Source organism: Actinomycetospora rhizophila (genome assembly GCF_042657905.1).
GTDB lineage: Bacteria > Actinomycetota > Actinomycetes > Mycobacteriales > Pseudonocardiaceae > Actinomycetospora > Actinomycetospora rhizophila.
On sequence record NZ_JBHSKG010000014.1, the window covers coordinates 150,376 to 173,794 of the forward strand.

21 protein-coding genes are annotated in these 23,419 nt (G+C 75.8%); 4 read left to right on the forward strand and 17 right to left on the reverse strand.

What is annotated here, in order from left to right:
- Positions 1-15 precede the first annotated feature (15 nt).
- Positions 16-807: an IclR family transcriptional regulator gene (locus ACFPK1_RS23450; protein ID WP_378023367.1), complete on the forward strand. Its 792-nt coding sequence runs from the start codon at positions 16-18 to the stop codon at positions 805-807.
- Between the two features lie 85 nt (positions 808-892).
- Positions 893-2,059: an RtcB family protein gene (locus tag ACFPK1_RS23455; protein WP_378023368.1), complete on the forward strand. Its 1,167-nt coding sequence runs from the start codon at positions 893-895 to the stop codon at positions 2,057-2,059.
- Positions 2,060-2,111: 52 nt separating this feature from the next.
- On the opposite strand, the gene ACFPK1_RS23460 is transcribed toward ACFPK1_RS23455, so the two are convergent.
- From ACFPK1_RS23460 to guaB, 6 genes are all read right to left on the reverse strand, one after another.
- Positions 2,112-5,363 carry a bifunctional cytochrome P450/NADPH--P450 reductase gene (locus ACFPK1_RS23460; RefSeq protein ID WP_378023369.1) on the reverse strand — a complete coding sequence of 1,084 codons (3,252 nt, stop codon included), beginning with the start codon at positions 5,361-5,363 and terminating at the stop codon, positions 2,112-2,114.
- A complete protein-coding gene (locus ACFPK1_RS23465; RefSeq protein WP_378023370.1) occupies positions 5,360-6,070 on the reverse strand; it encodes a hypothetical protein in 711 nt (236 codons plus the stop codon). The genes ACFPK1_RS23460 and ACFPK1_RS23465 overlap by 4 nt, the downstream gene beginning before the upstream one ends.
- Positions 6,067-6,228, reverse strand: a complete 162-nt coding sequence (locus ACFPK1_RS23470) for a hypothetical protein (RefSeq protein ID WP_378023371.1) — start codon at positions 6,226-6,228, stop codon at positions 6,067-6,069. Before ACFPK1_RS23470 ends, ACFPK1_RS23465 begins: the two co-directional genes overlap by 4 nt.
- 83 nt (positions 6,229-6,311) lie before the next feature.
- A complete protein-coding gene (locus ACFPK1_RS23475) occupies positions 6,312-9,044 on the reverse strand; it encodes an AAA family ATPase (protein WP_378023372.1) in 2,733 nt (910 codons plus the stop codon).
- Positions 9,045-9,168: 124 nt separating this feature from the next.
- Complete coding sequence (locus tag ACFPK1_RS23480; RefSeq protein ID WP_378023373.1) at positions 9,169-10,302, reverse strand: GuaB3 family IMP dehydrogenase-related protein; 1,134 nt, start codon at positions 10,300-10,302, stop codon at positions 9,169-9,171.
- A gap of 28 nt (positions 10,303-10,330) precedes the next feature.
- Positions 10,331-11,836, reverse strand: coding sequence for an IMP dehydrogenase (gene guaB / locus ACFPK1_RS23485; RefSeq protein ID WP_378023374.1), 1,506 nt, complete (start codon positions 11,834-11,836; stop codon positions 10,331-10,333).
- An 87-nt stretch (positions 11,837-11,923) separates the two neighbouring features.
- On the opposite strand from guaB, the gene ACFPK1_RS23490 reads away from it, so the two are divergent.
- Positions 11,924-12,310 carry a DUF5319 domain-containing protein gene (locus ACFPK1_RS23490; protein ID WP_378023403.1) on the forward strand — a complete coding sequence of 129 codons (387 nt, stop codon included), beginning with the start codon at positions 11,924-11,926 and terminating at the stop codon, positions 12,308-12,310.
- A 61-nt stretch (positions 12,311-12,371) separates the two neighbouring features.
- Here ACFPK1_RS23490 and ACFPK1_RS23495 read toward each other — a convergent pair whose 3' ends face one another.
- The 3 genes from ACFPK1_RS23495 to ACFPK1_RS23505 form a co-directional block, all read right to left on the reverse strand.
- Positions 12,372-13,241, reverse strand: a complete 870-nt coding sequence (locus tag ACFPK1_RS23495) for an anti-sigma-D factor RsdA (protein WP_378023375.1) — start codon at positions 13,239-13,241, stop codon at positions 12,372-12,374.
- The gene (locus ACFPK1_RS23500) at positions 13,242-13,820 is read right to left on the reverse strand and encodes a sigma-70 family RNA polymerase sigma factor (protein ID WP_285648660.1); all 579 of its coding nucleotides are present in this window, start codon (positions 13,818-13,820) and stop codon (positions 13,242-13,244) included.
- Between the two features lie 323 nt (positions 13,821-14,143).
- Positions 14,144-14,740: a response regulator transcription factor gene (locus ACFPK1_RS23505; protein WP_116709579.1), complete on the reverse strand. Its 597-nt coding sequence runs from the start codon at positions 14,738-14,740 to the stop codon at positions 14,144-14,146.
- Positions 14,741-15,375: 635 nt separating this feature from the next.
- Here ACFPK1_RS23505 and ACFPK1_RS23510 point away from each other — a divergent pair.
- Positions 15,376-15,666: a WhiB family transcriptional regulator gene (locus tag ACFPK1_RS23510; protein ID WP_378023376.1), complete on the forward strand. Its 291-nt coding sequence runs from the start codon at positions 15,376-15,378 to the stop codon at positions 15,664-15,666.
- A gap of 64 nt (positions 15,667-15,730) precedes the next feature.
- On the opposite strand, the gene groL is transcribed toward ACFPK1_RS23510, so the two are convergent.
- The 8 genes from groL to ACFPK1_RS23550 all read right to left on the reverse strand — a co-directional run bounded on the left by groL (position 15,731) and on the right by ACFPK1_RS23550 (position 23,367).
- Positions 15,731-17,350, reverse strand: coding sequence for a chaperonin GroEL (gene groL, locus ACFPK1_RS23515; RefSeq protein WP_378023377.1), 1,620 nt, complete (start codon positions 17,348-17,350; stop codon positions 15,731-15,733).
- Positions 17,351-17,439: 89 nt separating this feature from the next.
- Positions 17,440-17,751, reverse strand: a complete 312-nt coding sequence (gene groES / locus ACFPK1_RS23520; RefSeq protein WP_116709688.1) for a co-chaperone GroES — start codon at positions 17,749-17,751, stop codon at positions 17,440-17,442.
- Between the two features lie 128 nt (positions 17,752-17,879).
- The gene (rimI, locus tag ACFPK1_RS23525; protein ID WP_378023378.1) at positions 17,880-18,368 is read right to left on the reverse strand and encodes a ribosomal protein S18-alanine N-acetyltransferase; all 489 of its coding nucleotides are present in this window, start codon (positions 18,366-18,368) and stop codon (positions 17,880-17,882) included.
- Positions 18,365-19,024 (reverse strand): tRNA (adenosine(37)-N6)-threonylcarbamoyltransferase complex dimerization subunit type 1 TsaB, encoded by a 660-nt coding sequence (gene tsaB, locus ACFPK1_RS23530; RefSeq protein ID WP_378023379.1) that lies wholly within the window; start codon positions 19,022-19,024, stop codon positions 18,365-18,367. Before tsaB ends, rimI begins: the two co-directional genes overlap by 4 nt.
- 11 nt (positions 19,025-19,035) lie before the next feature.
- Entirely contained in the window at positions 19,036-19,560 is a 525-nt protein-coding gene (tsaE, locus tag ACFPK1_RS23535) for a tRNA (adenosine(37)-N6)-threonylcarbamoyltransferase complex ATPase subunit type 1 TsaE (RefSeq protein WP_378023380.1), read from the reverse strand.
- On the reverse strand, positions 19,557-20,756 hold the full coding sequence (locus tag ACFPK1_RS23540; RefSeq protein ID WP_378023381.1) for an alpha/beta fold hydrolase: 1,200 nt from the start codon (positions 20,754-20,756) through the stop codon (positions 19,557-19,559). Before ACFPK1_RS23540 ends, tsaE begins: the two co-directional genes overlap by 4 nt.
- Positions 20,753-21,907, reverse strand: a complete 1,155-nt coding sequence (gene alr / locus ACFPK1_RS23545; RefSeq protein ID WP_378023382.1) for an alanine racemase — start codon at positions 21,905-21,907, stop codon at positions 20,753-20,755. Before alr ends, ACFPK1_RS23540 begins: the two co-directional genes overlap by 4 nt.
- Positions 21,904-23,367, reverse strand: a complete 1,464-nt coding sequence (locus ACFPK1_RS23550; RefSeq protein WP_378023383.1) for an NAD(P)H-hydrate dehydratase — start codon at positions 23,365-23,367, stop codon at positions 21,904-21,906. The genes alr and ACFPK1_RS23550 overlap by 4 nt, the downstream gene beginning before the upstream one ends.
- Positions 23,368-23,419: the final 52 nt, after the last annotated feature.

The window sequence follows — 23,419 nt, forward strand, 5'->3', positions numbered from 1 at the left end:
CGCTAGGGTCTCGACGTGGCCCCCGCCGGCAGCGACGACGACACCGACGCCCCCGGCCCGTCGGGCAGCACCCGTCAGGGCATCCAGTCGGTGGAGATCGCCATGACCGTCCTCGACGCCCTCGAGCGGGGCGGCGGGCCGATGAGCCTCACCCAGATCGCGAACGCCAGCGGCATGGGCGCGAGCAAGGCGCACCGCTACCTCGTGAGCCTCGGGCGGGCGGGGATGGTGGCGCAGTCGCCGAGCTCCGGTCTCTACGACATGGGCCCGGCGCTGCGCCGCCTCGGCGCCGAGTCGCTGCGGCGCATGGACGAGGTCGGCCTGGTCTCGGAGTACATCCCCGGGCTGCGCGACCGGACCGGGCACGCGGTCAACCTCGCGGTCTGGGGCGACCACGGGCCCGTGATCGTCCGCTGGGACTACGGCGCCTACGCGCTCCCGATCACCGTGCGGGTCGGGGCGACGATGCCGCTGCTGACGTCGTCGGTCGGCCGCGTGTACCTCGCGCACCTCCCGCGGGCGCTGACCGAGCCGGTGCTGCGGGCCCAGGGCGCCGACCCGCCCCTCGCCGAGATCGACCGGATCACCGACGAGGTCCGCCGCGAGGGCTGTGCGCTGACCTCGGGCGGCGTCATCCCCGGCATCGCGTCGGTCGCCGCGCCCGTGTTCACCACCGGCGACTCGCTGCCCCTGGTCGTCGCGCTGGCCCTGCCGGAACGGACGGCGGACGACGAGGTCCTGCGCGCCGTCACCGCCGACCTCCTGGCCACCACGGCGGCGATGTCCGCGGAGCTCGGGGTCGCGTAATCCGGAGGTGCGCCGCGCGCCCCGTGGCTACCGTCCCGTCTCGTCCGCCGGCACCCGAGCCGCGGGGAGGAGACGGCACACCGCCATGGAGAAGATCAGCGAGCGGCTGCTCAACTGGGCGTCGATCCTCGACGACGGCACGCGCGAGCAGGCCGAGCGCACGGCGGCCATGCCGTTCATCCACCCGCACGTCGCCCTGATGCCCGACGCGCACCTGGGCCGGGGCGCGACCGTCGGCTCGGTGATCCCGACGCTGCGGGCGATCATGCCGGCCGCGGTCGGCGTGGACATCGGCTGCGGGATGGCGGCGGTGCGGACGCAGTTCGACGTCGGTGAGCTGCGGGCGAAGGGCTCGCTCGCCCCGCTGCGGGAGGCGATCGAGCGGGCGATCCCGCTGGGCGCCGGGCACCACAACCGCAAGGTGGTGGCGACCTCGGTGCCGCGGGTGGAGGAGCTGACCGCGCTCGCCGAGGAGGCCGGGTTCGACCCGTCGCGGGACAAGAAGGGGTGGGAGGCGCAGCTCGGCACGTTGGGCAGCGGCAACCACTTCATCGAGGTCACCGTCGACGAGGCCGACCGGGTGTGGCTGTTCCTGCACTCCGGCTCCCGCGGCGTCGGCAACAAGATCGCCCAGCGGCACACGGCCGTCGCCCGCGAGGCCTGCGCCGGCGTCGACCTGCCCGACCAGGACCTCGCCTACCTCACCGAGGACACCGACGAGTTCTGGACCTACGTCCGCGAGCTGCGGTGGGCGCAGCACTACGCGCTGCTCAACCGCGAGGAGATGATGGACCGGGTCGTGCGCCAGACCGCCGAGTTCGTCGGCACCGACGTGGTCGAGGAGGAGCGGATCTCCTGCCACCACAACTACACGGTGCAGGAGACCCACGCGGGCGAGGACGTCTGGGTGTCGCGGAAGGGCGCCATCGACGCCACGGCGGGCCGGGCCGGCCTGATCCCCGGGTCGATGGGCACGGCCTCGTACGTGGTGACCGGCAAGGGCGAACCGGAGTCGCTGCACAGCTCGCCCCACGGGGCGGGCCGGGCGTACTCGCGGACGAAGGCCCGCAAGACCTTCACCCACGAGCAGCTGCGGGAGGCCATGGCGGGCATCGAGTTCCGGGACACCGACGCGTTCCTGGACGAGATCCCGGCGGCCTACAAGGACGTCGACGTGGTGATGGCCGACGCCGCCGATCTCGTCGAGGTCCGGCACACCCTGCGGCAGATCGTGAACGTGAAGGGCACCTAGGACCGGGCCGGGGCCACCGACCGGTTCTGAGCGGCGCGGTGGCGCCCCGCGCCTACACCACCGCGGTCTCGCCCCAGATGTCCTCGAGGTAGCGGTTCGAGGCGCGCAGGCCCGCGAGCCACGCCTCGCCGTCGGCCTCGCCCGCGCCCGTCTTCGCGCGGAACACCGCGACCAGCGCCGCCCGCACCCCGGGCGCCATGGTCGAGGCGTTGCCGCACACGTAGACGACGGCGTCCTGCTGCATCGCCGCCCACACCTCGTCCGCGGCGCCCTCGAGCGCGTGCTGGACGTAGCGGTACGGGTAGCCCGCCACCCGCGAGTACGCCGGGAACAGCGTCGCCACGCCGGCCTTCTCGAACGCGGCGAGCTCGTCGGCGTAGAGCAGGTCGTCCTCGGGGTCGCGGCAGCCGAGGAACAGCAGCGACCGCGCGATCGGCACGCCCTTGGCCCGCAGCGACTCGCGCTCCTGCAGGAACCCGCGGAACGGCGCCATGCCCGTCCCCGCACCGACCATGATCATCGGGATGTGCGGGTTCTCCGGCGGGCGGAAGGCGATGCTGGGGCTGCGCACGAACGTGAACACCGTGCCGCCCTCGGGGACCTCGTCGAGGTGGCCCGAGCACACGCCGCGGTAGGTCGACCCGTCGCCCGCCCGCGCCGGCCCCTCGAGCACCCCGACCGTCAGCGCCACGTCCGACGACGCCTGTGGCGACGAGGAGATCGAGTAGAAGCGCGGGCGCAGCGGGGGCAGCAGGTCCAGGAACTCCGCGAACGTCAGCGCGCAGTCGGGGTGGGCCTCGAGCAGCTCGAGCAGCGTGCGCCGCGGCTTGGCGACCCGCTCGCGGTACTGCGCCTTGCTCTCGTCGTCGGTGCCGGCCAGCGCCGCGAGCTCGTCGCGCGCGGCGCCCTCGGGCGTCGCCGCCGCCATCGCCGCGAGCCCGGCCCGGCTCGCCACGTCCTGCAGCTCGACACAGCCGGCCAGGATCGCGAGCAGCGGGTACGGCTCCCCGACGGGCAGGTGGGTCGGTGCGCTGCCGTTGGCCGTCAGCGTCGCGAACTGGCCGCCGTCGAGCCCGAAGCGCCGGATGACCCGGTTGACCAGGCCCATCGGGTTGCGCGGCAGCACCCCGAGGTGGTCGCCGGTCCCGTAGGTCGCGCCGGCGGGCATCGCGATCTCGAGGTGGCGCACCGAGCGCCCGCCCGGCGTCCCCGCCCGGGCGGTGAGCTCGCGGTTGACGCGCACCGTCGCCGCCTGCCCCCGGTAGGACTGCAGCACGGGGCTCGCGGTCCGCCGCTGCTCGAGCGCCACCGCCAGGCGGGGGCCGCCGCCGGCCGTCGCGGTCGCCGAGGCCGCGAGGCCCAGCGCCGCGCCCAGGGCGTCCCACAGGCCGGAGTACCAGTCCTCGAACTGCGCGTCGAAGTCACCGCGCGCGTCGCCCTCGCCGCGCCGGTACACGCGCGTCCCGCCCTTGGTCTCCAGCCCGGCGTCGACGCGGGTCGGCACCGCCTGGTAGGTCGCCGCCCAGTCGCGGTTGCCGCACCCGAAGACCGTGAACCGCACCCCGGTCGCCGACGCCGCGTCGGAGTCCAGCCAGGTGCAGAACTTCCCGGCGTTGTCCGGGGGCTCGCCGTTGTACGACGACGTCACGACCACCACGGCGCCCTCGGTCGGCAGCTCCCCGACGGCCTCGTCGAGCGCGGCCGTGCGCGCGGTGTACCCCCGGTCCGAGGCGTCGCGGGCGACCCGGGTGGCGAGGTCCTCGGCGGCGCCCAGGTTGGAGCCGAACAGCACGAGCAGCGGGGTGCCGTGCCGGTCGGTCGGCGTGACGGGCAGCGTCGCGGGGCGCGGCTCGGCGGCCGCCACGGCCGCCGGTCGCGCGGCCGACCCCCACGTGCGCCCCTCCCGTGGCCGCACGGTGATCGTCAGGCCGTCGGGCTTGATCGTCAGCGACTCCTTGATCTTCAGCTGGTAGTTCGCGTGGTCGACGAGGTCGAAGCGCTGCAGGACCATGCCGAGCACCAGGACGGCCTCCTGCAGGGCGAACTGCCGGCCGATGCACGCCCGCTGCCCGGACCCGAAGGGCCGGTAGGCGTTCGGCGGCAGCGCGTCGAGGCGCTCCGGGGCCATGTGGTCGGGGTTGAACTCCCGGGCGTCGGGGCCCCACACCTCGGTCAGCCGGTGCAGCATCGGGGTCAGCGCGACGATCCCGGTCCCCGGGTCGAAGGGGCCGTACCCGCCGACGGTCTCCCCCGCGGCCCGGGCCTGGCGCGTGAACGCGGGCGCCGTCGGCCAGAGCCGCAGCGTCTCGTCGAGGATCTGGCGGACGTAGGTGAGCCGGCCGACCTGGGCGACGGTGGGGGCCGCACCCGGGTCGGTGCCCAGCACCCGGTCGACCTCCTCCTGGGCGCGCGCGACGACGTCGGGGTTCTTGAGCAGGTAGGCGATCGCGAACGACAGCAGGCCGCTCGTCGTCTCGTGCCCGGCGATGAGGAACGTGCCGCACTGCGCCACGATGTTGTGGTCGGGCAGCGTGTTCCCCTGCTTGTCGGTGCCGACGAGCATGTGCCCGAGCAGGTCGGTGCCCGGATCCCCGGACGCCCGCCGCTCCTTGACGATCTTGTCGATCGTGCTGTCCATGTACTCCGCGTTCGCGAGGAAGCGCTGCTGGGCTCCCCGGCGCATCTTCACCTGGATCGGGAGCATCTGCTGGCGCTTGAGGCTCTCCGAGAGCGACTCCATCATCGCCTCGACGAAGGGGTGCTGGGTGTCGCGGTAGAAGGAGTTGAAGCGGTAGCCGAAGCCGCACAGCGCGATGGTGTCGAGCGTCAGCCGGGTCATGTCGCCCGCCACGTCGATCGGCTCGTCGGGGTTGAGCCGCTCCCACTTGAGCATCAGCTGCTGCGCGATGTCGACCATCGGGTCGAGGTAGCCCTTCATCGCCCAGGTCGAGAAGCTGGGCAGCAGGATGTCGTGCGCCGACTTCCACAGCGGGTCGGCGGTGTCCGCGGTGAACAGCCCGGCGCTCGTGTGGGTCTTGCGCAGCTCGCGCTGGCCGGTGCCGACGAGCTTGTCGAAGCGGCTGTCGTCGCAGAGGTCCTGGACCATCTCCAGGCCGGAGACGACGTAGGTCGTCCCGCCGGGGGTGTGCAGCTGGAAGATCGGGCCGTACTGGTCCGCGAGCTCCATGATGCTCTGGATCAGCCGGTGCGTGTCGATGTCGCGGGCGTTGCCGAGGATCGGCAGCGGCTTCGGCCCGGGGACGTCCGCGAGGGACCGGGCGGGGGCGTCCGGCGTGGTGGTCATGGCTCGCTCCTCGGGGTCAGGACGGGGGTCGGTGGCGCCTCGGACGGCTCGGTCGGAGCACGGCGCTGCCGGCGGTCGTGGCGCAGCAGGACGACGGCGACGAGCAGCACCCAGGCGGGCAGCACGAGCAGGCTCGCGGGGTGGTCGGTCGCGGTCAGCAGCAGCCAGGTCGCGAAGAGGTAGGCGACGACGGCGGCGCCGCGGGGCATGACGCCCGCGCCGCGCAGCATCGTCGTCGTGGTCAGCGCGAACATGCCGGCGCCGCGGACCGAGAACAGGAAGACCAGGCCGTAGCCCAGCGCGGAGAGCCCGCGCGCGATCTCCGGGTCGAGCGGCGCGCCGCCCCCGATCGTGGTCAGCAGCACCGGGGTCGCCATCGCCGCGGTGCCGGCGAACAGCAGCCCGACGAACAGCACGCCGGACAGCAGGTTGAGCCCGTGGGCCATCGCCGACGGCGCGGCCCCCAGCCCGTCGATCACCGAGCGCAGCGCGACCGCGAACCACAGGAACGCGATCCCGGCCAGCGGCACGAGGTAGATCGCGACGGCGGTGACGAGCGTGTCGCCGGGGCCGTCGTAGAACGCGCCGTAGTCGGCGACCGGGTCGTCCAGGTGCGGGACGCCGTTGACGGTCACCAGCGCCGCGACGAACAGGGCGGCGAAGACGATGCCCAGGACCGCGGCGACGCGCGGTGTCGCCGGCTTCACCGCGACCACCACTCGTCGGACGGCTCGGGCTGCAGGTCCTCCAGGATCCGCAGCAGGTCGAGCGTGCCGGAGAAGGCCTGCTCCCGGCCGGTCTCGGTGATCACGGTGCCCTCCAGCCGTCCGTCGGACGTGCGGAGGAGATCGACCGACAGGTGCATGGGGACCTCCTCCTCGACGCCGTCGAGCGTGCGCCGCGGGAGGGGTCGGGCACCCCGTCCGGACCTTCCAGTCCGGTTTCCAGTCAGTGCTCCCGCAGGCGGACCAGCTCGCGCCGGGAGGCGACGCCGAGCTTCGCGTAGACGTTGGACAGGTGGTAGGCGACGGTGCGCGGGGTGATGTAGAGGTCCCGGCCGATCTCGCGGTTGGTCAAACCGCGGGCGACGAGGGCGACGACGGCCTCCTCGTGCGGGGTGAGGCCGAGCGCCTCGTCCGCCGCCGCCGGGGTGAGGCCGGCGCCGTGCAGGAGGGCCTCGCAGCGCGCCCGCCACGGGGCCGCGCCGAGCCGAGCGAGGGTGTCGCGGGCGCCGCGGAGCAGGTCGACGCCCGCCCGCCGCTCGCCGGCCGCGAGCAGGCGGCGCCCGATCTCGGTCTCGAGCCGGGCGGTCGCGTGCGGCGCCGCCACGTCCGCGACGCCGAGCTCGGCCACCGCGTGCGGGCGCCCGCCGTCGAGGCACAGCCGCAGGCGGGCGACGTCGACGCGGTGCCGCCCGACGGCCTGCTCCTCGAGCGCGGCGAGCGCCGCGGCCGCCTCGTCGGTGCGCCCCAGGGCCAGGAGCGCCTCGGTCTCGAGGACCCGCGGCGCGAGCATCCCCAGCCCGTCGGCCAGCGCGCGGACGCCGGGGGCGCGGGTCGGCGCGAGGGCCTCGAGGACGCCGGCGGGGTCGTCGGACACCTCGGCGAGACGCGCCGCCGCGATCGCCGCGCAGACGTCGATCCCCCACCAGCGCGGCCCGGACGCCGCCGCCGACGCCAGGTGTGCGCGGGCCTCGTCGGCGCGTCCGCGCACGGCCAGGGCCTCGGCGGCGAAGGCGTGGGCGAGCGCCCCGGGCAGGGCGGTGCCCCCGTCGCGGGCGAGCGTGACGGCCAGCTCGAAGCCCTCGATCACCCCGTCGGGCGCGCCGGTGCGGTCGGCGACCGCGGGCCGGAACGCCAGCGCGAGCGCCAGGCCCCGGACCGGCTCGCCCGCCCGCGCCCGCTGCACGGCCTCGTCGAGGTCCACCGCCGCCGCCGGGTCGTCGCCGGCGAGCGCCGCGAGCACGCCGCGCACGATGAGCGCGTCCACCAGGGGCGGGCGGCCGTCGCCGCTGGTGGCCCGGTCGAGGACCGCGCGGGCGTCGGCGCCCCGGCCCAGGGCGGCGAGCCCGAGGACGAGCGCGAGCCCGCCCGGCAGGCGCACGTCGTCCCCGCGCGCGCCCTGGGACAGCGCGACGCCCGCGGTCGCCACGGCGCGCTCCGGGTCGCCGTGCAGCAGGTGCAGGATCGCGAGGTGCGCGGCGGCGCCCGCGCGGGCCCGGTCGCCGGGGCGCTCCTCGCCGGGCGCACCCGGCTCCGTCGCCTGGGCCGCCTCGAACCACTCCCGCGCGACGCCGAACCGGCCCGTGAACAGGGCGAGCTGGCCCAGCACCGCCGAGCGCCACGGTCCCGGCCGGCAGCCCTCCACCGCGTCGGCCAGCGCCACGGCCCGCGCGATCTCGCCGTCGCCGATCAGCCGGGACGTCGCCGCCAGCAGCCGGCGCTCGCGGTCGTCGGGGTCGGTGCTCAGGTCCGCCGCCGCGCGCAGCAGGTCGGCGGCCTCCGCGCCGGCGAGGGCGGCGCCCGGCGTGGCGACCAGCTCCTCGATCTCGGCGGCGAGCGCCGGGTCGGGGCCGGCGGCGGCCGCGATCCTGTGGTCGAGGGCGACCCGTCCCGCCAGGCGCGCGGCCGCGCCGGCGTGCAGGGCCCGGCGCCGCGCCGGCGGCAGGTCGCCGCGGACGGCGGCGCGCACCAGGGGGTGCACGAACCCGATCCGCACCGCCGGCCCGCCTGGGAGCTCCTCGACGAGCCCGAGCCCGACGGCCTCGTCGAGCGCATCGGAGGGGTCCTCGAGGCCCGCGACGGCGGCGGCGAGCGCGAGCGGGGCGCTCTCCCCCAGCACGGCCGCGGCCACCACGAGCGCCTCGGTGCCCGGGGCCGCCCGCGCGAGCCGCACGAGCAGCACCGAGGGCAGGCTGCGCGGGGCGGGCAGGACGTCGGCGGTGCCGGCGAGGACCTCGGGCGGGAGCTCCTCGAGCAGCGTGCGTGCGTGCAGCGGGTGCCCGCGGGTGTGGCGCCAGAGCCGTTCGGCGGCGCCCGTCGAGCCCAGCGGCCGGCCCAGCGCCGCCGCCAGCTCGGAGAGCTCGCCGGGGTCCAGGCCCTCGAGACGCACCCGGCGCACCGTCTCCCCGGTCGCGGGCAGCCGCTCCCACCACGCGTCGACGGACCGGTCGTCGGCCGTGTCGCCCGGCCCGGCCGCGGGGTGGCGGATGCCCGCGAGGACGAGCACCCGGTCGTGACGCAGGCGGCGCAGCGCGAACACCAGCGCGCGCACCGACGCCGGGTCGGCCCACTGCACGTCGTCGAGCACGACGAGCACCGGGTCGTCGTCGGGCACCGCGCCCAGCGCCCCGAGCAGGTCCGCGCCGACGGCGAGCGGGTCGGCGCGCGGCGCGCGGTCGGGGCGCAGGAGCGGGAAGCGCTCGAGGATCCCGGACGGCAGGCCCGCGACCACCTGGTCGAGCAGACCGTGCGCGAGCCCGCTCTCGGCGGCGTCGCCGGTGGCGGTGAGCACGGCGGCCGCGCGCCGCCCGGCGGCGGCCCGCGCCAGGAACGCCGTCTTGCCCGCCCCGGCCTCGCCCTCGACCCACACGACGGCCGGACGGCCGGTCCGCGCGTCCTCCCACGCCTGCTCGACGACGGCCAGCGGGCCCCGGCGCCCCACGAAGACCGGGCCGGTCACGGCACGCCGCGACCACACCGGATCGGGGCGCGACGTCATGGTCCAGAACGAAGCGCACCGTTCGCGGTCTGTCCAGGAACACTTCCGTGGGACACCGCCCGGTCGCGGTGCGTGTCGGGCCTGGTCAGCGCCGCACGGAGAGCCCCACGCGCTGGAACTCCTTGAGGTCGGAGTAGCCCGTCTTGGCCATCGCGCGGCGCAGCGCGCCGAAGAGGTTCATCGTCCCGGCGCCGGAGCGGGCGGGGCCGGTGAGCACGGTCGCGAGGTCGGTCGCGACGGTGGGCACGCGCGTGATGCCGCTGCGGGGCAGCGAGGGGTGCGCCGCCGACGGCGTCCAGTACCAGCCGCCGCCCGGGGCCTCCTCCGCCGCGGCGAGCTGCTCGCCGAGCATCACCGCGTCCGCGCCGCAGGCGATGGCCTTGGCGATGTCGCCGGAGGTGCTCATCGCGCCGTCGGCGATGACGTGGACGTAGCGCCCGCCGGTCTCGTCGAGGTAGTCGCGACGCGCGGCGGCCGCGTCGACGAGCGCGGTGGCCATCGGGACGCCGATGCCGAGCACCGCGTCGGTCGACGTCGCCGCCGACTGCCCGTAACCGACGATGACGCCGGCGGCGCCGGTGCGCATGACGTGCATGGCGGTGCGGTAGTCGCCCACACCGCCGGCGACGACGGGGATGTCGAGCCCCTCGATGAAGTCCTCGAGGTCCAGCGGCGGCTCACCGCCCTCGTCCGGCCCCACGTGCTCCGCCGAGATGATCGTGCCCTGCACCACCAGCACCTCGACGCCCGCCGCCAGCAGCGTGGGCGTGAGCTCGCGGGCGTGCTGGGGGCTGACGCGCGCGGCGACCGTCGCCCCCGCGGTCCGGACGCGGTCGAGCGCCTCGGTGAGCAGCGCCGGCTGCACGGGCGCGGCGTGCAGGCGCTGCAGCTCCGCGACGGCCTCGGCGGGGTCGGTGGCGGCGCGGGCGACGACCTCGCCCAGCGCCTTCTCCGCCTCGGCGTGCCGGGCCCACAGGCCCTCGGCGTTGAGCACGCCCAGGCCGCCGAGCTCGCCGACGCGCGCCGCGGTGGACGGGCTGACCACCGCGTCGGTCGGGTGGGTCAGCAGCGGGAGCTCGAAGCGGTAGGCGTCGAGCTGCCAGGCCGTCGAGACCGCCGACGACGACCGCGTGCGCCGCGACGGGACGATGTCGAGGTCGTCGAAGACGTAGCTGCGCTGGGCGCTGCGGTTCCGCCCGATCTCGACCTGCTCGCGCACGCGGCGGTCCCTTCCCTGGCTCGTACGGCTAGCGCGCGCCGTAGTTCGGCGCCTCGGCGGTCATCGTGACGTGGTGCGGGTGCGACTCGGCGAGCCCCGCCGCGGTGATCCGGACGAGGTGCGCACGCTGCAGCTCGTCGATGGTCCGCGACCCCGTGTAGCCCATCGCCGCCCGCAGTCCGCCGACGAGCTGGTGGGCCACCTGGGCGAGGGGCCCCCGGAAGGGTACGCGGCCCTCGACGCCCTCGGGCACCAGCTTGTCGTCGGAGAGCACGTCGTCCTGGAAGTACCGGTCCTTGGAGTACGAGCCCTGCTGGCCGCGGCTGCGCATGGCACCGAGCGAGCCCATGCCGCGGTAGGTCTTGAACTGCTTGCCGTCGAGCAGCACCAGGTCGCCGGGCGTCTCGGCCGTGCCGGCGAGCAGCGAGCCCAGCATGACGGTGCCCGCGCCGGTGGCGAGCGCCTTGGCGATGTCTCCGGACGACTGCAGGCCGCCGTCGCCGATGATCGGCACGCCGTGCGGGTGCGCGGCGGCCGCGGCCTCGTGGATCGCGGTGATCTGGGGGACGCCGACGCCGGCGATGACGCGCGTGGTGCAGATCGAGCCCGGGCCGACGCCGACCTTCACCGCGTCCGCGCCCGCGTCCACCAGCGCCTGGGCGCCCGCGCGCGTGGCGACGTTGCCGCCGACGACCTCGACGCGCTCGCCGAGCTCCTGCTTGAGCTTGGCGACCATCGCGGTGACCGCCCGCGAGTGGCCGTGGGCGGTGTCGACGACGAGCACGTCGACCCCGGCGTCGACCAGCGCCATCGCCCGCGACCACGCGTCGTCGCCGACGCCCACCGCCGCGCCGCAGAGCAGCCGGCCGTCGGGGTCCTTGGTCGCGAGGGGGTACTGCTCGGTCTTGACGAAGTCCTTGACCGTGATGAGGCCGCGCAGGATGCCGGCGCCGTCGACCAGCGGCAGCTTCTCGATCTTGCGGCGGCGCAGCAGCCCGAGCGCCGCCTCCGCGGTGACGCCGACCTGGGCGGTGACGAGGTCCTCGGAGGTCATGACGTCGCGCACCCGGCGCGAGTGGTCGACCTCGAAGCGCATGTCCCGGTTGGTGATGATCCCGACCAGGTGCCCGCCCTCGTCGACGACGGGCAGCCCCGAGATGCGGAACTTCGCGCACAGCGCGTCGACCTCGGCGAGCGTGTCGTCCGGCGAGCACGTCACCGGGTCGGTGACCATGCCGGCCTCCGACCGCTTGACCACCTCGACCTGCGCCGCCTGCTCCTCGGCCGGGAGGTTGCGGTGCAGCACGCCCATGCCGCCCTGGCGCGCCATCGCGATCGCCATGCGCGACTCGGTGACGGTGTCCATCGCGGAGCTGACGAGCGGGACCCGCAGCGTGACCCGGCGCGTCAGGCGCGCCGACGTGTCCGCCTCGGAGGGCACCACGTCGGACTCGCCCGGCAGGAGCATGACGTCGTCGAAGGTCAGTCCCAGCAACGCGAACTTCTCGGGCAGACCGGGCTCCGTCAGCACCATGGGACCAATCGTAGTCCGCCCTCCGACGAGGTCCCCCGGGCGCGCACACCGCCGCTGGGTGTCGCGCGTCGCGACACGGGTAAATTGCTGGTCGTGGCCTACGAAGCGCTGCCGCCCGATCCGTTCGCGGGAGACCCCGCGGACCCTGCCCGCGCGCTGGGGGGACCGGACGGCGACGCCCCCGACGACGCCCCCCTCGACGACGCCGAGCGCGACGAGGTGGTGGCCGACCTCGGCGACCTCGCGGTGTTCGAGGCCCTGCTCGCGCCCCGGGGCATCCGCGGCGTGGTGGTCGACTGCGAGGACTGCTCCGAGCAGCACTACCACGACTGGGACCTGCTGCGGGCGAGCCTGCAGCAGCTGCTCGACGAGGGCCACATGCGCCCGCACGAGCCCCCGTTCGACCCGGACCCGGCCGCCTACGTCACGTGGGAGTACTGCCGGGGCTTCGCGGACGCCACGCTCGCCGAGTAGCACGACTCACACGAACGGCCCGGCCCCCTCGGGGACCGGGCCGTTCGGCGTTCTGCGGGTGTCAGCCCGTGGTGGGCGACGTGGGGCCGGTCGACGACGACTGGCCGTTGGTGGTCGTGCCGTCGTCGCCACGCGTCGTCGGCTCGACCGTCTGCGGCTCCGGGGCCGGGGACTCCTCGACCGGCGGGGCCGCGGGCTCCGCGGGACTCGGGGCCGGGGTCTCCTCCGGCGTCTGCGCCGCGCCCGACGGCTCGGACGTGCGCTGCGACGACCCCGAGGAGGGCTCGCGGCTCGAGGGCGACGGGTCGCTCTCGATGGAGGTCTGCACCCGGTCGCGCTCGGCCACCAGCGGGGCCCGCTGCTCGGGGGCGACCTGCGGGATGGCGACGTTGGCCTGGGCCAGCTCGTTGCGCGCGGCCTGGGTGTCGCCGCGGGCGAGGGCGCCGTTGGCGGCCTCGATCCGGTTGCGGACCTCCTCCACGCGCTCGACACCGGCCGCGCGCTCGGAGAAGAAGACCTTGGAGACGCCCCAGAGCGTGTCGCCGGGCATGGCGCCGTGGACGGCGACCGTGAGCCCCGCGCACGCGACCGCGGCGGCGACCGCGGCGATGGCGAACGGCATCCGCCGGCGCCCGCGCGAGCGCAGCCGGTCGCGGCTCTCGTGGCCCGCCGTGACGGCCTCGGCCGCCTCGTCGAGGGTCACGAGCTCGGGCATCGGATCGGACTCGATGTCGGCCCGCCACGCCGCGAGGATCGCCGCGAGGCGGTCGTCATCGGTGCCGCCGAAGCCGTACGCGCCGGTGTCACCCGCAGCGCCGGCACCGCCGGCGAGAGCGTCGATCAGGGCGTCGTCCGCCCGGACCGCCGCGAGGTCGACGGGGCCGTCGACGAGGTCTCCCTCGGACCCGCCCGACGCCCGGTGGCCGCCCACTCAACTCACCTCTTCCGAGATCGCGGACACCGCGGTCCGCAACTTTGACAACGCCCGGTGCTGGGCCACCCGCACCGCTCCGGGGGTGGACTCGACCGCTTCCGCGGTTTCCTCCGCCGACAGTCCAACGACGACCCGCAGCACGAGGATTTCCCTCTGTTTGGGCGGCAGTGTGTCGAGGAGTTGACCCATCTGGACGGACAACGCTCCGTTGAGTGCTCGCTGCTCGGGTCCGTCCCGGGGATCGAGCTCCTCGGGGAGCTCCTCCACGGGCTCGGACCGGCTGCGCGCGACCGACCGGTGCGCGTCGACGACCTTGTGGGCCGCGATGCCGTAGACGAAGGCGAGGAACGGGCGGCCCTGGTCGCGGTATCCCGGCAGCGCGGTGAGCACGGCCAAGCACACCTCCTGGGCCACGTCGTCGGCGGAGACCGACGACCGTTCCTGCCGGCCGATGCGCGCGCGGCAGTACCGCACGACCAGCGGCCGGATGATCGCGAGAACGCGGTTGAGGGCCGAGCGGTCGCCGTCGTTGGCGGCGGCCACGAGTCCCTCGAGATCGTTCCCTGCGTCGGTCATCGCTCCACGTGGCCCCGGTGTTACGCGGGGCGGTGGCGACGCGTGCATCGGCGTCGGGGCCACCGCCGGACGGTCCGGCACGCCGGCCGAGGTGAGGGGGCCGGGCGCCGACAAGGTCGTCTCAGCGTAGCGGGCGGTCCCGGGACCCGGCGCGGGCCAGGAGGCCGGAGGGGCGACGTTCGCCCGATCCGGGCCCCGCCACCGGTCCGCGGCACGGTGGACCGCCCGCGGGATGCCGATCACCGGCGTCGGGACGTCGTCGGCGTGGACCCCGTGGGGGGCGCCGGCCGGACCCCCCGAACGGCCGTCGTTCCGGGAGGCGGTCAGGAGACCAGGCCCCGTCGGAAGCCGTGCGCCACGGCCTGCGCACGGTCGCGGACGCCGAGCTTGCGGAACAGCCGGCGCGCGTGGGTCTTCACGGTGTCCTCGGACAGGTAGAGCTCGCGCCCGATCTGGCCGTTGCTCTTGCCCTGCGCCATGCCGCGCAGCACCTGCAGCTCCCGCTCGGTGAGCTGGACGCCCGAGTCGGCGGGGGTGCGCGGCGCGGGCACCGAGGTGCTGGCCAGCGTGTGGGCGAGCGCGGCGACCAGCTCGGGCCGCGACGCGTCCCAGCGCAGGTAGCCGCGCGCGCCGCCGGCGATGGCCGCGGCGATGCTGCCGGAGTCGTCGGGGGCGCCGAAGACGATGACGTTGGCCTGCGGGTGCGCGGCGACGAGACGCCGGGTGGCCTCCACGCCGGTCGGCACGGCGCGCTGGGTGCCGACCAGGACGACGTCGACCGTCTGCCGCGAGAAGCGGGTGAGCAGCTCGTCGCCGTGGGCGACGCAGTCGATGCGGTGGACACCCGGGACCGCGGACATCACCCTGGTGAGGCCTTCACGGACGCTGCGACGGTCGTCGCAGATCAGCACCGTGGTCACGGGAGCTCCTTTCTGCAGCGACCCTGCAGCCGATGAGCGAGCACTCTCCCCCATCGGCGCGCCGACCGACGAGCTTGACCCGCCGCCCGGAGCGAATTCGGTACGACGTCCGGCCGGTTCGCGTCCGCGGTCGGCCGGCCGCTCGGCGTGCCGGTCCATGCGCTCTCCTTGGTCGACGGGCGCAGGACGTGCCACGCCTCGATGGGGCCGAGGGCCTCCACGGCCGTGTCGGCGCCGGTCGGCGGACCGACCGGCCGATGTGGCGACCCTCCCCCTGTTCAACGTGCGGGCGACCCTACGGTGACGACCGGAGATCCACCGGATACGACCGTCCGGCGACACTCCCGTGTACTCCGCGTGCGGGGAATGATCACGGATCGGAGCCGGTTCGGCAAGCACCCCGACATGTAGGGAACCGCTCGCCGATGAATACATCGGGGAATGGCGCACGTCGCATGTCCTTGTCGGGTCGTGCACAACCGCCATAGGGTCCACGAGGGTGGTCGCGGTACGCGCCGAGGTGCGTACACAGGGTGACCATCCGCAGGTGCACGGCGCGCTGCGGAGCCGGTCGCGGTCCGCACGGGACGTGCGTGGAGCCGGACCCGCGGGTCCTCGCGACGTGGAGGTGGCACATGGCGGACGTCCGCCGGCTGCCGGGGCCCAACGCAGACGTGTGGGACTGGCAGCGACTCGGTTCCTGCCGCGGCATGGACAGCACGTTCTTCTTCCACCCCGACGGTGAGCGCGGCCCGGCCCGGGCCCACCGGGAGCGGCGCGCCAAGGCGGTCTGCCGCGACTGCCCCGTCATCGAGCCCTGCCGCCGGCACGCCATCGCCGCCGGGGAGCCCTACGGCATCTGGGGCGGGATGTCCGAGTCCGAGCGCGTCGCGGTGGCCACCGGCCGCCCCCGCCGCCTGGGCTGAGCCACGCAGGACGCAGAACGGGCCCCCAGCCGGCCGGCTGGGGGCCCGTTGCGCGTTCTACCGGCTAATGGCCGTGCCCGTGGCCACCGGCGGCGGCCGCCGGCTCCTCGTCCTCGGGCTTGTCCACGACGGCGCTCTCGGTGGTGAGCACCATGCGGGCGATGGAAGTGGCGTTCTCCAGGGCGGAGCGCGTCACCTTCACCGGGTCGATGATCCCCGTGGCCATGAGGTCGCCGTACTGCTCGCTCGCGGCGTCGTAGCCGTGGCCCCAGCCCGCCTCGGCGACCCGGGCGGTGACGACGGCACCCTCGAGCCCCGCGTTGCGGGCGATGGCCTTGAGCGGCGCCGAGAGTGCGCGACGAACGAGGGCCACGCCGGTGGCCTCGTCGCCGGTGCGGCCGAGGCCGTCGGCGAGCTCGGCCGAGGCGTGCAGCAGCGCGCTGCCGCCGCCGGGGACGATGCCCTCCTCCACCGCGGCGCGGGTGGCGGCGATGGCGTCCTCGATGCGGTGCTTGCGCTCCTTCATCTCGGTCTCGGTGGCCGCGCCGACCTTGATGACCGCGACGCCGCCGGCGAGCTTCGCCAGCCGCTCCTGCAGCTTCTCGCGGTCCCAGTCGGAGTCGGTCTCCTCGATCTCCCGCCGGATCTGGGTGACGCGGGCGTCCACGTCCTCCCGTCGCCCGCCGCCCTCGACGAGGGTGGTGGCGTCCTTGGTGATGACCGCGCGGCGCGCGCTGCCGAGCACCTCGGGGCCCGACTCGGCGAGCTTGATGCCGACCTCGGGGTTGACCACCGTGGCGCCGGTGGCGGCCGCGAGGTCGTCGAGGAACGCCTTGCGGCGGTCGCCGAAGAACGGCGCCTTGACCGCGGCGACCTTGACCGTCTTGCGGATCGAGTTGACGACCAGGGTCGACAGGGCCTCGGCCTCGACGTCCTCGGCGACGATCAGCAGCGGCTTGCCCGACTCGACGACCTTCTCCAGCAGCGGGAGCAGGTCCTGGATGGAGCTGATCTTCTCGCGGTGCAGGAGGATCTGGGCGTCCTCGAGCACGGCCTCCATCGAGTCGTTGTCGGTGACGAAGTAGGGCGAGATGTAGCCCTTGTCGAACTGCAGACCCTCGGTGATCTCCAGCTCGGTGGCCAGCGTCGAGGCCTCCTCGACCGTGATGACGCCGTCCTCGCCGACCTTCTCCATGGCCTCGCCGATGAGGTCGCCGATCGTCTGGTCGCGCGAGGCGACCGCGCCGACGGCGGCGATGCCCTGCCGGCCGTTCACCGGGGTGGCCTTCGACCGCAGGATCTCGGTGACCTTCTCGGTGGCGGCGACCATGCCCGCGCCGAGCGCGGTCGGGTTGGCGCCCGCCGCCAGGTTGCGCAGGCCCTCGGACACGAGCGCCTGCGCGAGGACGGTGGCCGTCGTCGTGCCGTCGCCCGCGACGTCGTTGGTCTTCGTGGCGACGTTCTTCGCCAGCTGCGCGCCGAGGTTCTCGAACGGGTCGTCGAGCTCGATCTCGCGAGCGATGGTGACGCCGTCGTTGGTGATCGTGGGACCACCGAACTTCTTCTCCAGCACGACGTGACGGCCCCGCGGCCCGAGGGTCACCACGACCGCGTGGGCCAGCTGGTCGACCCCGCGCTCGAGGGCGCGGCGGGCGGTCTCGTCGAAGGTGATCTGTTTGGGCACTGGCTTCCTTCCTGTCCCGCGGGAACGACGCCGCCCCGGTGCCCCGTGGGGCCACCGGGGCGGCGATCGCTGTGCTCGTGCGCGGGGTCCTAGTTGACGACCGCCAGCACGTCGCGGGAGGAGAGGATCAGGTAGTCCTCGCCGTTGTACTTGACCTCGGTGCCGCCGTACTTCGAGAAGATGACGACGTCACCCACGGCGACGTCGAGCGGGATGCGGTTCCCGTTGTCGTCCACGCGGCCCGGGCCGACGGCGAGGACCTTGCCCTCCTGGGGCTTCTCCTTCGCCGTGTCCGGGATGACGATGCCGGAAGCGGTCGTGGTCTCGGCCTCGCTGGCCTGCACCACGAGCTTGTCCTCGAGCGGCTTGATGTTCACGCTGGCCACGTCGGTGACCTCCACCTGTCTGCGGTCGGAGCGGATGCGTCCTGTTGTCCTCACGGCGCCGGGGGTCCGCCCCGCCGTCGCGGGAGCCGAGGCGGCTCCGGCGCCGTGCTGATTGGCACTCTAGCGCCGAGAGTGCCAAGGCATCAACGAGGGGCGTCGCCCGCGTGTTCGCCGTGGGGGAACCGCCGCATCGTGTGGGCGTCGGCGCCCGACGCGTAGTACCGGCGGCGCGTGCCGACGACCTCGAAACCGGCGGCGCGGTAGAGCTCGCGCGCCGGCGCGTTGTCGACGCGGACCTCGAGGTAGGTCGTCGCACCGATCGCGTCCGCGGCGGCGAGCAGGCCGTCGAGCAGGGCGCGCCCGATGCCCCGGCGCTGGTGGGCGGGGTCGACCCCGATGGTGTGGATCTCGGCCTCGGCCTGCTGCCCCAGGCGTCCGGGCAGCAGGGCGACCCCGCCGTAGCCGACGAGCTCGGCGCCGTCGCGGGCCGCGAGGTAGCGGTGCCCGGCGCGCAGCTCCTCGCGGAAGGCCCGCGCGCTCCAGGGGTCGTCGCCGGGGAAGAGGATCGCCTCGAGCTCGGCGCACCGCGGCGCGTCGGCCTCGGTCAGCGCGTCGAGGACGACGGCGCTCACGCGCGGGTCACGGCCTTCGGCGCCCCGGGCGGCACGGCGTCGGGGCGGCGCAGGTAGAGCGGCACCAGCGGGCCGGGGACGGTGCCCGCGCGCAGGGCCGCCGCGGCGACGGCGACGAGGCCGCCGGGTCGGGGACCGGGCATGCCGGCCGGCGCGCCCACCTTCTCGGCGGCGTCGCCGACGACGCGGTCGACCGGACCGAGGTCACGGTCCACGCGCGCCGCGAGCTCGGCGGGCGCGACGACCTCGGGCCCGTGCGTGCGCACGCCGTCGGCGTAGCGGCTCCAGTAGACCTCGCGGCGGCGGGCGTCGGTGACCACCAGCAGGCGCCCGGGCACCCCGGCGGCGAGCGCGTCGTGGGTCGGGACGCCGTGCACGGGCAGCCCGAGGGCGTCGCCCATCGCCGCGGCCGTCACCAGTCCCACCCGCAGGCCGGTGAAGGGTCCGGGGCCGAGGCCGGCGACGACGGCGTCGAGGTCGGCGCGGGTGCGCCCGGCCTCGGCCAGGGCCTCCGCGACCGCGGGCGCGAGCAGCTCCGCGTGCGCGCGGGCACCCTCGGCGTCGCGGGCGGCCAGGGTGACCGGGCCGTCGTCGGACAGGTGCACCACACCCGCCGTGATGCGGGCGGTCGCGGTGTCGAGGGCCAGGACGAGCACGGCCGTGAACCCTACGGACCCCCGCCGACCAGCCGGGCGGGGCCGTGCAGGTGGGCGTCGCGCCGCTCGTCGGGGCCGGACCGGTCGAGCCGGACCAGCAGGTGCTCGGCGACGAGGTGCTCGGCGACGCCCTCGCCCCACTCGATGACGACGGCGGCGCGGGTGAGGTCGGTGTCGAGGTCGAGGTCGTCGAGCTGCGCGGCGACCTCGCGCGGGTCCGGGGTGGCGGCGGTGCCGACCCCGAGCCGGTAGGCGTCGACGTGCACGAGGACGACCCCGCGCCCGCCGAGCGCCCCGGGCAGCGGCGGGTGCTCGCGCGCGATGACGAACGTCGGCGACGTGACCGGGCCCTCGACGCCCAGGCCCTCCCCGATGCCCGCGGCGAGGCAGGTCTTGCCGGCGCCCAGGGGGCCGGCGAGCACGACGAGGTCCCCGGGCCGCAGGCGCGTGCCGATCTCGCGTCCCAGCGCGGTGGTGTCCGCGGCGGTGGGCAGGTCGACGCGGCGGTCGGTGACGACCTCGGGGCCCGCGGTCATGCCCGCCGCCGGGGTCGGCGCAGCCCGCGGCGGGGGCGGTCGGTCCGCGGGGCCCCGCCGGGGCGCAGGCGGCGCAGGACCTGGCTGCGGTGGGTGCAGCGGCGCAGCAGCTCCAGCAGGGCGGCGTCGTACTCGCCGGGCTGCTCGAGCATCGCCATGTGCCCCGCGCCCTCGAGGGGCAGCAGCTCGGCGTGCGGCATCTCCGCGGCGATGAGCTCGGAGTGCTCGTAGGGGATCATCCGGTCGCGCGTGCCGCCGGCGACCAGCACCTCGCACTGCGACAGGCCGGCGAGCGCGGCGCGGCGGTTGTGGGTCGACAGGGTGTTGGCGAACGACGTGAGCGCGTCCAGCGGCGTGGCGGCGATCGTGCGGTCGACGAGGTCGACCAGCGCGGGGTCGGTGGAGCGGTCGCCGAACGACAGGCCCTGCACGAACGCCCAGATGACGTTGCCGGCGGCGCGGCGCACGCGGTCGGCGAAGGCGGGCTGCCAGTGCGCGATGCGGCCCAGGACGTTGACCGTCGGGTTGCGGTGCGACAGGACGGCCTGCTTGAGCCCGCCGGCCATGACGTCGCCCGCCGACGTGCACAGCAGCGACACCCCGACGATGCGCTCCCGGAAGAGCTTCGGGTTCCGCTCGGCCAGCGCCATGATCGTCATGCCGCCCATGGAGTGGCCGACGAGCACGATCGGCCCCTCGGGCACCACGGCGCGCAGGATCGCGTCGAGGTCGGCGCCGAGCTGGGCGATCGTGCACGACCGCGCGCTCGCCTGCGCGGACCGGCCGTGGCGGCGCTGGTCGTAGAGGACGGTGCGCACCGTCGGCTCGGTGAGCTCCGAGAGCATCCGGCGCTGGAAGTGCCAGCACTTGCGGTCGAGCGCGAAGCCGTGCACGAGCACCACGGTCAGCTCCGGCGTCCCGCCCTCGACGGGGTCGACCTCCTCCACCGAGAGCCGCACCCCGTCGTCGGCCGCCACCGACGACTCGCGCCCGGCCGGGACGAGCCCGAGCATCGAGGGATGGGCCTTCTCCTCCTCGGAGAGGCGCTCGCGCTGGCGCAGGATCCGCGACCGGGCCCGCCCCGCCCCGACGGCGCCGGCCGCGGCCGCGCCGCCCAGCACCGTGCCCGCCACGGCCCCGGCGACGGCGCCGGGCGAGAGGTGGTGGGGCTGGCGGGGCCGGTGGTCGGCGCTCACGCCGTCGACCCCCTCGTCCGCGTCACGCGCGGGCGGCAGCCGACACCGGTGACGACCTCGTAGTGGATCGTGTCGAGCCAGCGGGCCCAGTCGGGCGCGGTCGGCTCGCCCGCGTCGCCCGGGCCGAAGAGCAGCACCTCGTCGCCGGGGGCGACGTCGTCGGTGAACGCGGCGGCGGGACCGAGGTCGACCACGACCTGGTCCATGCACACGCGACCGACGACCGGTCGGCGCCGGCCGGCGAGCTGCACTGTCATCGTCCCTCCGAGCCGTCGCGGCACCCCGTCGGCGTATCCCGTCGGCACCAGCGCCAGCACCCGCTCGTCGGGGGCCACCCACTCGTGCCCGTAGGACACACCTTCCCCGGCGGCCACCCGTTTGACCAGCGCCACGCGGGTGCGGAAGGTCATGACCGGGCGCAGACCGTGACCGTCGGGCGCCTCGAGGGGGTCGAGCCCGTAGACCGCGATCCCGGGGCGCACGAGGTCGAGGTGCAGGTCCGGACGGGTGAGGGTGGCGGCGGAGTTCGCGAGGTGCCGCCACGGGCGCGGCCCGCCGAGACGCTCGCCCGCGATCCGCCAGGCTTCCTCGAGGCGCTTCGCCTGGACGTCGATCGTGGGGTGGTCGGGGGCGTCGGCGTGCGCGAGGTGCGACCACACCGCGGCCACCTCGACGTCGCCGGCCGCGCGGGCCGCCTCGACGGCGTCGAGGAGCTCCGACCACGCGGCGGGCGGGCAGCCGTTCCGGCTCAGCCCCGTGTCGATCTTGAGGTGGACGCGCGCCGGCCGCCCCGCGCGCCCGGCCCCGGCGACGACGCCGCCGAGCTCCGCGCGGGAGGAGACACCGAGGTCGACCCCGTCGGCGACGGCGGGGGCGAAGTCCTCGTCGGGCAGGTGCAGCCAGGACAGCACGGGCGCGTCGATGCCGGCGGCGCGCAGCTGCGCGGCCTCCTCGAGGGTGCAGACGCCGAGCCAGGTCGCCCCGGACGCCAGCGCGGTGCGACCGGCCTCGACGGCCCCGTGCCCGTAGCCGTCGGCCTTGACCACCGCCATCGTCGCGGCGCCCGAGGCGCGGGCGAGGCCGGCGAGCAGGCCGACGTTGTGGGCCAGGGCGTCGTGGTCGATGAGGGCCTCGACCCGTGGTCTGGTCACCGGACGGCCTCCCGGACCTCGCGGATGGCCCGTGGCAGGGCCTGCTGCACGAACGACGCCGGCACCGGCGAGCCGGGGCCGTCGGCGGCGCCGGCCCCGATGTCGGCGGCCCGCGCGTGGACGAACGCGGCGCAGCCGCCCGCCCACCAGGGGTCGAGCCCGGCGGCGAGCAGCGCCCCGGCGACGCCGGAGAGCACGTCGCCGGAGCCCGCGGTGGCGAGCCAGGCGCTCCCCGCGGGGTGCACGAGGGTCCGCCCGTCGGGGGCGGCGACGATCGTCGCGTTGCCCTTGAGCAGCACGGTGACGCCGAGGTCGGCGGCGGCGCGCTGCGCGGACGCGACGCGGTCGTCGGTCAGCTCGGCGACGCGGGCGAACTCGCCGGCGTGCGGGGTGATGAGCACCGGGGCGTTCCGCGCGCGCTCCCGCAGCTCCGCGTGCGTCCCGAGCAGCGTCACCGCGTCGGCGTCGGCGAGCACGGGCAGGCCGGCGTCGAGGACGTCGCCCAGCGTCCGCGCGCCGGCGTCGTCGGTGCCGAGGCCGGGGCCGACGACCCACGCCTGGACGCGACCGGCCTCGCCGACGGTGTCGGTGGCGACGATCTCGGGCCAGGCGGCGCGCACCTCGTCGGCGGCGCTGCCGGCGTAGCGGACCATGCCGCTGGTGGACAGGGCGGCGGCGCCGCTCGCGAGCACCGCCGCGCCGGGGTACGTGGCGCTGCCGGCGGCGACGCCGACCACGCCCTGGGTGTACTTGTCGTCGCCGGGGCCGGGCACGGGCCAGCGCGCGCCGACGTCGGCCGCCTCGAGCACGCGCACCGGGGGCGGGGGCAGCTCGGGGCCGATCCCGATGTCGACCAGCGTCACGGGCCCGCAGCGGGGCGCGGCGAGCACGTGGACGGGCTTGCGGGCGCCGAAGGTGACGGTGGCGGCCGCCTGCACGGAGTCCTCGCCGGGCACCCCGGTGAGCGGGTCGACGCCGCTCGGGGTGTCGACGGCGAGCACCGGGACGCCGGCGGTCGCGGCCGCGTCGGCGAGGGCGGCGGCCTCGGGACGCAGGCCGCCCCGGGCGCCGGTGCCGACGACGGCGTCGAGCACGAGGTCGGCGCGCTCGATCGCGAGGACGCCGGACTCGACGCGGAGCAGGACGCGGCCCTTCTGCCTGCGCAGCGCGGCGAGCCCCGCGGGGTGGGCGCGGTCGGGGCTCAGCAGCACCGCGGTGACCGCGACCCCGCGGCGGCGCAGCTCGTAGCCGGCCCAGAGCCCGTCGCCGCCGTTGTTGCCCGCACCGGCGAGGACGACCACCCGCCGGCCGCTGACGCCCCCGGTGCGGCGCTCGAGCTCGCCCAGCGCGACCTGGGCGACGCCCCGGGCCGCGCGGCGCATCAGCGCGCCGTCGGGGGTGCGCGCCAGCACCGGTTCCTCGGCCGCGCGCACCTGCTCGGGCGTCCAGACGCCGTACACCCTTGCTCCCCTCCGCCCTATGTGAGCGAACTTCGGGGCTATAGCCCCGAAG